Raw genomic sequence first — 11,977 nt, forward strand, 5'->3', positions numbered from 1 at the left:
CGTTTCAAGACGTGAACGCGTCGATGCAGCCTCACGGTTTATGACATGCTTCTTTGAAAAAAGCGCTCATTCGCGCCTCAACGCCCTCTTCATCAAGGAAGTCGGGCAGAGCGCGTCGTGCGGCTTCGCCCAGACGATGACGTTCATGCGGAGCCGCAGCCAGTTCTTCAAGAACGGAAGCCAGACTGGCCACGTCATTTTGCGGCACGACACGTCCATTGCGCCCATCAGTCACGGCTTCGGTCTGACCAGGAAGATCGCTCACAACAACGGCCACCCCGAAAGCCAGGGCCTCTACCAGCGCCGACGGCAGACCGTCCATATCCCCCTGCCGTGTCCGGCGGCCGGGGGCCACGAAAATATCCGCCTTATTGTAGAATTCTGGCATGTTTTCGTGGGGCACCTGGCCCATAAACTGCACATGGCCGCGCAAGCCCAAACGCAGGGCCAACCAGCGCAAACGCAAGCGCGCAGGCCCGCGCCCGACTATTTTGAGATTGAAATTTATTCCCCTGTTTTTCAGGGCAGCGCAGGCTTGCAGGAGAATATCGTATCCTTTGCGGCGACAAATGGACCCCACAGCCAGAATATTCAGAGCGCTCTCTACCTTGCCGCCGGGAGCCGCCTGCCCCGCATCGTCTTCGGAAAGTGCGGGCGCCAGCGTCAGAGGATCACGCAAAACCACAAACTTGTTCCCGGGCGTTTCTGGCAACAGTTCGCACATGGTCTTGCGCGTTGCTTCGGTATCACAGCGCACAAAAACCGCATCTTTGACCTTGGCTGCCCAGTTCTGCCCAGGGCTGACCAGATCGTGCGACTTTACGGCAAACGCATAGGGCACTTCCAGCAGACGCGAGGCAACCCAGGCCGCAGTAGCTGGCCCATGCGCGCCAGCGGCGTAAAATATTTCAATATTTTCTTCCAGTCCCCATCGGGCCAGCAGTGCGCCGGAACCAAAAGAGCGCAAATGATCCCACAGCCAGTGCCCCCAGCGACCGCGACCAGGCAAAGTGCGCCAAAGACTCCACATGCTTGCTGAAGAGCCGTGCATATGGCGGAACATGGTCATGTATGCGCCGAGTATGCGCCATGCGCCGATGCGGCGCACAGCAAGGGGCAAAGCATACCCTTCGGGGCTGCCCAACAGGCCGTTGTCATGAATGGCGTAAATGCGGCTAAGCAGGCCGGAAGCGTACATGTTATGCGCTTCATACATGAGGCTCTGACCAGACGCTTCAGGAAACCGCTCCGCAACCAGAGCGCCGCGCACAACGGGCTTGGGGCCGGCAAGAAGGTTATACGCCTCCTGAACGGCAATTTTGGGGATCTCACGCTTGCGGCAATGCAAAATACCGTCTTCAAGAGTGTACACACTGTCGCAAAACTCGGCCATCTTGGGATCATGCGTCACAACAACCATGGACACGCCGCCGGTATGGCAGAGCGTACGGAAATTATCCATAATAAGGCGGCTGGTCTTGGCATCCAGCGCACCAGTGGGTTCGTCGGCAAGAAGAATACGGGGATTGTTGACCATGGCGCGTGCGATGGCCACACGCTGCTGTTCACCACCCGAAAGCCTGTTGCTGCGATAGTGTACCCGGGTCGAGAGGCGCACCAGTTCCAGCGCCTGGATAACCCTTTCCCAGCGTTCCTGGGGGGGCAACTTTTCGTAGATGAGCGGAAATTCCACGTTTTCAAAAACAGTGGAGTGGTCGAAAAGGTTGCTGGACTGCATGACAAAGCCCATGGTGCCACGCCTGAAGGCTGCGGTCTGTTCTCTGTCGAGGTGCAGCACATCCTTGCCGAGGATTTCCAGCGAGCCGGAATCCGGCGCGTGCAGCATGCCGAGCACGTGCAGCATGGTAGATTTACCACAACCGGATGGCCCCATGATGGCGACCATTTCACCCGGCTCCACCTCAATGTTCACGCCACGCAAAACTGGCGCAAAACCTGCGTAGCATTTGTACAGATCTTTGGCGACGATCACAGGAGCCATGAATCACCCTATCCATAAGCAGCCGATTCCACCATTGCGGTGAACAGGCCGCCAGAATTTTTACTCAAAACGCAGAGCCGTAACAACATCCATCCGGCTTGCCTGAACAGCCGGATACAGGCCGCCAGCCACACCGATAACGGCAGAAAAAACAATACTGCCCAGACTGCTGACCAGCAGCAGCGGGTAAGAAATGCCTGTGCCCAAGGACAAGGCCCCCACTTCAACCAGCGTAATGCCCAAGGCAATACCCAACATGCCGCCAGCCACGGATTTGCACAAGGCTTCAGCCAAAAACTGGGCCAGAATATCCGTGTCCGAGCCGCCCATGGCCTTCTTGAGGCCCACTTCACGTGTACGCGCACGCACAGCGGCAAAAGTGCCATACCAGATGCCAAAGCCGCCTAGCATCAGAGACGCGGCGATACCAAGCCAGAGAAGTACCTCAACCCACAGAAAAGTATCCTGAATACGGGCCAGTTGGTCCTCTTGGGTGTGCACGACAAGGTAAGGAGCAGCCTGATAATCCCTGACAACAGTGGGAATTTCTTTTACCAGAGGGGGGACATCCTGCCAGCCGATGGCGCGGACAAAAAGTCGCGTCACCTTGTCGCCTGCCCAGTTTCGGTCAATCATGGTCGTATAGGGCAAAAAGCCCCCCTGCGACCAACTGCCAAGCATCACGCCGCTGACCACTCCCACCACTTCAAAAACATCCTGTTGAAGAAACAGCAGTTTCCCCACAGCATGTGCAGGATCACCGTAAAGGTCCTGGGCGGCCTCACGGCCAAGCATACATACGCGTTTATGGGCAGTGACATCTTCAACGTCCATAAAGCGCCCGGCAACCAGCGACAAGGAAAACACATCAGAAAAATACTGGTCAATGCCAATAAAGTACACATTGAGCGTACGTTCGCCCTCTCCGCGCAAGGCAAACCCTTTGCCCTCTCGAATGTTCTGGCTGACCATGCCCACACCGGGCAGGCGGCGCAGGGCTTCAACGGAGTCGGGGTAAAAACCCCGCATGGGCTGACCGGGGTACTGGGCGTCATCCATATATACGCGGACAACGTTTACCCCCCCCATCAATACCATATCCTGGCCGACTTTATAGCGAATTTCTCGCCCAAGCACTGACAGAACAATAAAGGCCGTGATGCCCAGGGCGATAGACAATATCACCCCGAAGCCGCGCTGGCGTACAACCTGACGCAGGCTGACGCGAAAAAGGTCGGACATGGCAATCATGACAAAACCACTGTAAAAATATCATTGGAACAAACTGTAACGCGCGTGGTGTAAACAAAGCGTAGTCAGTCGCCGCATACGTAACGTATCAATCTTTCTCCAAACAGTATGACAGGAGAATTTTCATTTTTACTCAAAATGGGCAAAGTAGTATATATGTCAGAACAGCCATATGTCAAAGGCTATCTACCCATCACGCCTGCTTGCCTGCCTGCTGCCGAACACACAGATATCTTGCCGCAAAAATTTTGCCACTTCATTCAAAACGCCGCTCTATCCGCAGTACCTTGCCGCACGCCCCAACCACATAACGTTGACCGTGCCAGACAATGCTTCTGGCGGGCAGACTGTAAACATAGACCAGTGCAAACATCACCACGGCATCCAAAAAGCTCAGACACCACCGCGCGAGTGAAATGGAGCGTTTTAAGAGGTTTCGCCACAAATACAGAACCTTGGCCAGCAGCACCACCCACAGCAGCACCAATGCCAAGCTCAGTCCGCTGACCTTGGCAAAAAGCCACCCAAGCAGCATGAAGACTGCCAGCACAGGGGGCAGAACCATGGCCACGCACATGAAGCCCAGCAAACCCCACTGCAAGGGCATGCAAAATTTGAGAAAAAGAACCTGCCGCTCCATCCAGGCACGCCAGACCTGGCGTTCATGTTTTACGGCCTCCGTATGCAGAAGCGCACCGGGGCATAAGCGCACCGGCACCCGCAAACTTTGCAGCCGGGCGGAAAGAGAGCAGTCGTCAACAACGTTACTTGCCCACAGTTCTTCAACAGCGAACCTGCTGAAGGCTTCGCGCGTCATTGCCATGGCCCCGCCCCAGAGCTGAGTAAAGGACGATACAGCCTGCAAAAGCCGCATAAGCAAAACACACAAGGCGTAGGCAAGCGTTACCAGACGGTGATCTCGCGGGTCCACGACATGATAGCCAGTGGAAAACTCTGCTTCTCCCGTGGCAATGGGGCCCACAAGATGACGCAAAAAGTTTGGCCTCGCCGTGTGTGTGCTGTCGCAAAAGACAAAAACTTCCACATCATCCTTTACAGCGGCCACACCGTGAAGGCTGTTATGATTTTTTTGTCCGCAATGTTGTGCCGCTCCAGCAACTACATGCCGCACATGAGGATAGTCTTTCTGTATACTGCGGACGAGATCTGCCGCTGGTTCTTCATTCTTTGCCGTAACAAGAACAGGAATATATTGGGGATAGTTCTGGATAAGCAAGCTTCGCACTGCCGCAGACATACGCCTGTCCGTTCCTGCCATGGGCACAATCATCCCCACCACAGGCCACCGGTCTTCCGGCAGGGTACGGTTGGCCGCCTCGTCAAGGCGCGCTCGGCGGGACAAGGATTGACCCGTCTTTGCCAGGATATAAAGCAACAAACATTTGAAGCTTGCCAGTACAAACCAAAGCCAGAACATAACTACTCCTTCACGACAACACGAACCCTAGAGCAGATTAACTTTGAAATATTTTACAATTCAAAGTTTTCAGTCAGCAAAAAAATGCGATTTGCGGTAGCCGTAGCGGGTTTTTCCGCTTACGAATGGCGACAGCGATTGCACAGAACAAGACATATAGTTACTCATGCTGTCTTTGCGGCAGTCGTTGGCGAGTCTACGAGCCTTACGAATGGCGACAGCGATTACATAGAACAAGACGTATAGTTACTCATGCTGTCTTCGCGGCAGTCGTTGGCGAGTCTACGAGCCTTACGAATGGCGATAGCGATTACACAGAACAAGACGTATAGTTACTCATGCTGTCTTCAAGCGTAGTTTCCTGCGTCACAACGGCTGAAGCAAGCGTAGCTTCCTGCGTCACAACGCTTTAAGCATCCATAACGTCCTGCGTCGCAACAGCCAAAGCCCGGCTGAATCCCCGTCACGTGGTGCGCGCTGCACTTTCGTACAGTGCTCGAGCACTTACACTTTTTCAAAGGTAAAATGCTCTAGCCTTGCGGATCAAGATTTTTGCCTTTTTCACAGTATTCGCGCTATTCCGGCAAGGGCGCACAATTTTCGGGTGCAAGGGGAACGTCAAGAGTGCGTTTGCCCTCAAGCTGCACCTTCATGCCGTTTTTCAACGTAATAGTGCCCTCAACCTTATCATTGGAAACAAGACGCCCTTTAAAGGCATGACCTGAAGAATGCCGCGCCCGGACTTCATTGTTCTTGACGCTGCCGACAATGTGGTACACGTCTACCTTGCCGTTGTACAGGCGCAAGTATACGACGCCACGCACATTTCCGTCGGCCGAAAAGCATAGGCCAACCCTGTAGGTTGAAGAATAGAGGGAACCCGTCCAAAGCTCCCTCACCTCAACAGGCCCCCCCGATGGCTCCAAAGTCACGGACTCTTCCTTGGCCGCGTCGGCGTGAGGCTTGTTTTCGCCGTCAACATCCGCTGCTGCACCTGTAGGTTCAACAGATGTGGATGCATTTTCCTGAGCCTGGGGTTCATAAAAGCCTCCCTGGCAAAGAACCATCAAGCTGGCCAACAGCAGGCAGCCAATCCACAACTGCCCCTTGTGCAGCAAAATGTCCCTGTTACAAGCATCAGGCACGCAACAAGCGAAAATATATTTTATTCTTTGGGCAAGACCGGCCATCCCCTTTCCAGGGATGGGTTCTAGCCCACTCAATACTTCAAGTATTGCTTGAGCTTTATTCATACAATTCATACATGGCTCTCTTATGCACAAAATCAAATCAACATGCCAAGATGGCTGAATATTTTTTCATGCGCCGCTACCATTGCCGCAAAGGAAAAATCCCTCTCAACCCTGTGCCTGGCCACAGCCCCCATTGAATCACACAAGGCGCTGTCTTCAAGCAGGCGGCAGCAATGACGCGCCAGCGTGGCGGCATCTCCCGCTGGCGAAAGCAACCCGCTATTTTCGTGCTCAACCAGGCGCGGAATTCCACCCACCGAAGTAGCGCATACAGGCAATCCGCTGGACATGGCTTCAAGAATCACATTTGGCTGCCCTTCCCGCGCCGAAGACAAGGCAAAAATGCGCGCCGCTGCATAATGGGGCCGCATGTCCAGCCCACCGGGAACAAAATCAACCCTGCTGCCCGCAGGATTTTCTGCGGCCCAACGCTTGAGCGCGGCTTCTTCAGGCCCATCGCCTACCAGGCGCAAACGGGCAGAAGGACAGCGCTGCAACACAAGTTCAAAGGCGCGCAGTAGTGTCAGATGATCCTTGTCTCCTGCCAGGCGAGCAACGCAAAGTATGAGGGGTTCCCGTTGTGAAGGTGCAGGTTCTGCGGGAACAAAAAACTCTGTATCCACACCATTCGGTATATAGCTGACCCGGCCAGAAGGAATGCCAAAGCCCTGTAATATCTTAAGCAGGGCCTCAGAATTGCATACCATATGGTCAGCCAAACGCCAAAAGTACTTTTCATGCTGGCGCGCCGGGGCACCTCCGCCACGGCAGGTGCCAACTATTAATGGACGCCTTGCCCCGTCAAAAAGGCGCAGTGCGCGCCCCCATATACGGCCCCAAATATTGGGCAAGGCCGTGCAGGGCACAATGATATCCGGGGTCAGCCTTCTCAGGTTGGCGGCCAGGTGCATAAAGAAGAAAACAGGCACCCGCCGCCCCATGCCTATATGATGCAGCTCAATTCCAGCTTCAATGGCGGAAGCGTCGAGATCTGTCGGCCCCGTAAGGGTCAGCATGACCGGAGTGAATCTTTTTCTATCGAGGCGGTGGGCCAATTCCAGCGTTTGACGTTGTGTTCCGCCGAAGCAAAGGTCTTCCATCAAAAAAAGAACGCGCAGGGGTGTGGGCATGATTCTCCTTATGGCGCGAAAAGCCTTAACTGAACCTTTCTGCGCTAAGCTTCACCCCGACCAGGACAACCCGTACCAGGTGAAAGCTTGCGCCCATTTTTATGTATTCCAGAGCTATTTGCAAGCGACGCCCTGCCCGGCTTGCGCCAGTTTTTCTCCTTTGTTGCAAATCTGTTGCATTGCCATACCAGGACGTTGAGTTTACAATGCCGCAATGACCAAGCCATCAGCTGCACAGCAGAATGTCAGCCAACCTCTTTACGTCATTGTCAGCCTTGATGTGGAAGAAGAAGGGCTTTTTTCAGGGCGGTATGCGTCTTCGGGATGCGGTGTGCGCAATGTGAGCCTGCTCCCACAACTTGCCCCCCTCACCCGTGACCTGGGCTTCCCCTTGACGCTTTTTTGCGCCCATACTGTTTTCAGTAGCAATGAAGCCCGCCCCCACCTGGCCTGGATGCGTGACAAGTGCCAGGCTGAAATTGCCGCTCACCTCCATCATTGGAGTACGCCTCCGTTCCTCTCGTGCGAGGGATCTCCCCATTGCGCGGAGGGGCCTCCGATCCGCACTGATGCATTGCCGCGCGAACTGCTGCGGCAACGCCTGGGAACTCTGCTGGACGCCGGGCGTGATTTTCAAGGTGCACCCCTGACCAGCTTCCGCATGGGACGCTGGGATCTGAAATCCAATGTACGCCCCTTGCTGGCCGAGGAAGGCATTACCTTCGACAGTTCTGTCTGTCCGTTACGGGTTTTTCCTGGCGGGCCTGACCATTTTCTTGCGCCGACTGACCCGTACTGGGTTGATGATGCCCCCGGCCTTCTGGAGTCTCCGGTTACACAGCTGCCACTGCATCCGCTTCTGGCCCGCCTATGGTACGGCTTGACCCGCAGGCGGCCTGTGGTGGATTCTTTTCATTTCTGGGGAGCCTTAAGCCCCAACCCGGTATGGCACAGCCAGTCCGTCATGCGTACAGCGACCAAAATGTTGTTACGACGGGGGGGACGGGTACTCAGCCTTTTTTGGCATTCTTCCGAAATGCTGCCTGGCGGTTCTCCAAACATACCAGACAAAGCCGCAGCCGACGCCTTGTACCAAAAAATTTATGACTTTCTGCACTGGTTGCGTGAAAACTATGATGTCATGGGAGTTACTGCGGCGGAATTTCGTGCTCTTGCGCCATCACTGCATTTTGGAACGCGCCCAACGGGAGATGGTGACTGGTAATGCCCCGCGTAATCATGGTCCTGCTGGACGGACTCACTGCTTCCACAGCCCGGCAATGCCTCTCCTATCCGCAAGCCCTTGAGGAGGCTGGCGAAGCTCAATACGCCGAACTCAAGTGTTTTCTCCCCCCACTTTCCCGGCCTGCCTATGTAACGCTGCTCTGCGGATTACCACCCGCGCAAAGCGGTATTTTTCATAATGACGACCTGCGGCCTTGCCCCGCGCCTACCATCTTTTCCAGGGCGCAAAATGCGGGACTTGTAACCGCCGCAGCTGCCTACTACTGGATGAGCGAGTTGTGCAACACCTCCCCCTTTGAGCCAGCGCGACATCGTTTGACCAACGCCCCGGGCATGCCCATCGAACATGGCCTGTTTTACAGTAACGACGCTTACCCTGACGATGAACTTTTTCATGATGCTGCGGCACTTTGCCAGTGCTTTGCGCCGGATCTCTTACTGGTGCATTCTATGGGCATTGACTATGCGGGGCACGGTTACGGAGCCCACAGCCGCGAATATCGCGATGCCGCTCGCCATGCTGACGGCCTGTTGGCCAGGTGGCTCCCACAGTGGCTAAGTCACGGATATTCTGTTCTGGTGACCAGTGATCATGGCATGGACGAAGACCACGGGCACAATGACAATACAGAAGCGACCCGACGTGTTCCGCTATGGCTGTTGGGGACAGCCTGGAAAAATCAGACCATACCTTCACAACAGACCGAGATAGCCGATCTTGTTTTGCGGGCGCTGGGGCTGGCAGTGGACAGGCAGTCAATATAAGGAGCGGACAATGCAAAAAGTCGGCACGGCCGGAGGCCCCATGTTGCAGGTAAATCCACAAGGCAGTGGCTATGTGTGGATTCTGTTTGCGGCGTTTTTCTGGTCTTTGCTGGGCGTTGCATCCAAGTTTTGCATTGCCGGCGGCGTGTTCCCTCTTGAAACAGCATTCTGGCGGGCGGCTATCGGCTGCCTGTGTTTCATAATCCACGCCGCAATAACAGGCTCATGGCGCGTTAATGTTCGTGATGCGCTTATTTTTATGTTTTTTGGACTATGGGGGTCGGCAGTCCTTTTTGCCGCAATGCAGATTTCCATCAAGCTCAGTGGCGGGGGCACCGCCGTTGTGCTTTTGTACACTGCCCCTGTATGGGTCGCCGTTTTTTCCCGTTTTCTTTTTAAAGAGCGGATCACAAAGCGTAAAATACTGGCCATTGGCATAGCGCTCTGTGGCACTGCACTGGTTTGCTTCACTGGGGGAAGCACCCCCGGCGAGGCATCTATTGTGGGCATACTGTTCGGGCTGCTGTCTGGCTTCTGCTATGCAACACACTACCCTTTTTATCGCTGGTGGCAGACGCGATACTCAACTGCCGCCATCTACGCCTACATGCTTCTTGGCGGCAGCATTGCACTGGGCCTTTTTGAACCCATACATGTGAACCACAGCCCTGACATATGGGCCTGGCTCATAGTCCTCGGTTTTTTAACCTGCTACCTGGCTTATTTTTGTTATGGTATGGGGCTAAAGCGCATCAGCCTCGTCCGTGCCGCTGTTACCTGCCATTTGGAACCCGTACTCGGAACTCTGTGGGTCTGGTTGTTTTGGGATGAAAACTTTACTCCCCTCGGCTGGCTGGGGTGCGCCCTCGTGCTCGGCGCCGTGCTTTTATTGACCACAGACAAAAGCAAAGAATAGTAAAGTCTTGGGCGCAAGCATAAGTCCGATCTGTCCATCTTATTGTTTGCATTGCTGCAAACCTTCTCTGTTGCTACGCAATAGGCGCTGTCACGTCTTTTCTTAGGCAGCGCCTTTTGAACTCCGCAGGACGCCCCTCTAATAAACTCTGAATATGAGCGCCGTTAACGCAATCACAAGGCGAACTTCAAGAGTGTGTTGTCAAACCACAAGCATACAAAGCATGCACTTTGAGTGGCAGGTTCTGTGCCATGCGGGCACGGAAGCTTAACTTTTACTGTCGGTTGGGGCGCCTGCGCGGGAGAGCGTACGCGGGCAGTACTCTGGGCGGGTTAAAAGCAGGCTTGTCCTTTGAGAGGTGTTTGTTATGTCCTGCGGACAGCTATGACCCCCATCAGGTACACATTGGGCACACTACGGCTGACTAATAGCCCAGGTGATAGCATGTTGCTGTGTTCCTTGAATGATCCGTCGCTGGCATTGCGCGGCGCGCAGGGAGATCGCCGAGCGCAGCGAGGAAGCTCCCGGAGCCGAAGCCGCGCAGCCCTCAGTGAATGGTGGAATATGGAAAGCCCCTTAGGGCCAACCCTGGGAGTGGGGATATACGACAAGCCCCAGCAGGGTCGTCAGGGGGGAGTGCAGAGGGGGCCTCGGAGGGGCGGCAGCCCCTAACAGGCCCCCATCTGCCCCCGCCGGAGGCGGCCCAAGTGCAAGACATTGGAAATAGAGCGGAATCAGGCTGCGCTGAATGAAATAATTACAGCTATCTTCCATCAGTATACAGTGCACTCGGCAGAATAAGACGTCCTCTCCGGCCCACATTCAACGCGAAGGCGTGCGCTGGCATTGCGCGGCGCGCAGGGAGATCGCCGAGCGCAGCGAGGAAGCTCCCGGAGCCGAAGCCGTGCAGCCCTCGGGGAATGGTGGAATATGGAAAGCCCCTTAGGGCCAACCCGTGGGAGTGGGGATATACGAAAGCCCCAGCGGGGTCGTCCGGGGGGAGTGCAGAGGGGGCCTCGGAGGGGCGCAGCCCCAAACAGGCCCCCTCTGCCGCCCGCCGCGCAGGCGGCCAAAACAGCATAAAAAGAAAAGCCCTCGTGCCCGCAGGGCACAGAAGCTCACTCTCAAAGGACAAGCCCTGCTTTATTTTCTTCAGAGCGCCAACCTGCAGCCCACACTACGTCGCCCGCCGCGCAGGCGGTCCAAATGGAAGATTCGGAAATCAGGAGGAACCTGCCTGCTCTGAACAAATGGAATAATCACAGCAATACTCCATCAGTATACAGGTACTCGGCAGAATAAGACGTCCTCTCAGGCCCACATTCAACGCGAAGGCGTGCGCTGGCATTGCGCGGCGCGCAGGGAGATCGCCGAGCGCAGCGAGGAAGCTCCCGCAGCAGAGGCCGCGCAGCCCTCGGTGAATAGTGGAATATGGAAAGCCCCTTAGGGCCAACCCGTGGGAGTGGGGATATACGACAAGCCCAGCGGGGTCGTCCGGGGGGAGTGCAGAGGGGGCCTCGGAGGGGCGGCAGCCCCTAACAGGCCCCCATCTGCCCCTGCCGGAGGCGGCCAAATCAACATAAAAAGAAATGCCGCCATGCCCGCAGGGCACATGCCGTTCAATCGAGCGACAAGCCAAAATACACGAGCAACACGAAGCCCTGTCCGCCGGAAGCGGCCCAAATGAAGAGCATAGGAAATAGGAAGGAAGGAAGGAAGGAAGGAAGGAAAACCTTGCCCCAGAACGACAAAAAGCCCTTCGCGCTTTAGCAGCGAAGGGCTTCTTAAAAGATGTTGGCAGCGGCCTACTTTCCCACATGACGTTGCCTTAGCCGTTAGCGCTGCAAGCACTTTACGGATAAGGACAGCAGAGCGAGGAAATAGCTTTGGGGTAAAATCACAAAGCTCCCCGCGCGAGTAGCAGCGGGGAGCTTTAAAAGATGTTGGCAGCGGCCTACTTTCCCACATGACGTTATG

At 55.3% G+C, this 11,977-nt stretch carries 8 protein-coding genes; 3 read left to right on the forward strand and 5 right to left on the reverse strand.

The window, feature by feature from the left end:
* Positions 1 to 31 precede the first annotated feature (31 nt).
* The 5 genes from RBR41_RS02670 to RBR41_RS02690 all read right to left on the reverse strand — a co-directional run bounded on the left by RBR41_RS02670 (position 32) and on the right by RBR41_RS02690 (position 7,074).
* Complete coding sequence (locus RBR41_RS02670) at positions 32 to 2,002, reverse strand: glycosyltransferase (protein ID WP_320350795.1); 1,971 nt, start codon at positions 2,000 to 2,002, stop codon at positions 32 to 34.
* 60 nt (positions 2,003 to 2,062) lie between these two features.
* Entirely contained in the window at positions 2,063 to 3,253 is a 1,191-nt protein-coding gene (locus tag RBR41_RS02675; protein WP_320350796.1) for an ABC transporter permease, read from the reverse strand.
* 256 nt (positions 3,254 to 3,509) lie between these two features.
* Positions 3,510 to 4,616 (reverse strand): glycosyltransferase family 21 protein, encoded by a 1,107-nt coding sequence (locus RBR41_RS02680; RefSeq protein WP_320350798.1) that lies wholly within the window; start codon positions 4,614 to 4,616, stop codon positions 3,510 to 3,512.
* 650 nt (positions 4,617 to 5,266) lie between these two features.
* A complete protein-coding gene (locus tag RBR41_RS02685; RefSeq protein ID WP_320350800.1) occupies positions 5,267 to 5,836 on the reverse strand; it encodes a hypothetical protein in 570 nt (189 codons plus the stop codon).
* A 140-nt stretch (positions 5,837 to 5,976) separates the two neighbouring features.
* Entirely contained in the window at positions 5,977 to 7,074 is a 1,098-nt protein-coding gene (locus tag RBR41_RS02690) for a glycosyltransferase (protein WP_320350801.1), read from the reverse strand.
* A gap of 214 nt (positions 7,075 to 7,288) precedes the next feature.
* Between RBR41_RS02690 and RBR41_RS02695 the strand changes: the two genes are divergently transcribed.
* From RBR41_RS02695 to RBR41_RS02705, 3 genes are read left to right on the forward strand one after another with little or no spacing between them, the layout of a single operon-like run.
* A complete protein-coding gene (locus RBR41_RS02695; RefSeq protein ID WP_320350803.1) occupies positions 7,289 to 8,299 on the forward strand; it encodes a hypothetical protein in 1,011 nt (336 codons plus the stop codon).
* Positions 8,299 to 9,084: an alkaline phosphatase family protein gene (locus RBR41_RS02700; protein ID WP_320350805.1), complete on the forward strand. Its 786-nt coding sequence runs from the start codon at positions 8,299 to 8,301 to the stop codon at positions 9,082 to 9,084. The genes RBR41_RS02695 and RBR41_RS02700 overlap by 1 nt, the downstream gene beginning before the upstream one ends.
* Positions 9,085 to 9,094: 10 nt before the next feature.
* On the forward strand, positions 9,095 to 10,000 hold the full coding sequence (locus tag RBR41_RS02705) for a DMT family transporter (RefSeq protein WP_320350807.1): 906 nt from the start codon (positions 9,095 to 9,097) through the stop codon (positions 9,998 to 10,000).
* Positions 10,001 to 11,977 lie beyond the last annotated feature (1,977 nt).

The sequence above is a fragment of the Desulfovibrio sp. genome, assembly GCF_034006445.1.
Lineage (GTDB): Bacteria > Desulfobacterota > Desulfovibrionia > Desulfovibrionales > Desulfovibrionaceae > Desulfovibrio.

Coding starts and splice junctions, on each gene's coding strand:
- RBR41_RS02670 (WP_320350795.1), bottom strand. CDS start 2,002: ATGGCTCCTGTGATCGTCGCCAAAGATCTGTACAAATGCTACGCAGGT.
- RBR41_RS02675 (WP_320350796.1), bottom strand. CDS start 3,253: ATGATTGCCATGTCCGACCTTTTTCGCGTCAGCCTGCGTCAGGTTGTA.
- RBR41_RS02690 (WP_320350801.1), bottom strand. CDS start 7,074: ATGCCCACACCCCTGCGCGTTCTTTTTTTGATGGAAGACCTTTGCTTC.
- RBR41_RS02695 (WP_320350803.1), top strand. CDS start 7,289: ATGACCAAGCCATCAGCTGCACAGCAGAATGTCAGCCAACCTCTTTAC.
- RBR41_RS02700 (WP_320350805.1), top strand. CDS start 8,299: ATGCCCCGCGTAATCATGGTCCTGCTGGACGGACTCACTGCTTCCACA.
- RBR41_RS02705 (WP_320350807.1), top strand. CDS start 9,095: ATGCAAAAAGTCGGCACGGCCGGAGGCCCCATGTTGCAGGTAAATCCA.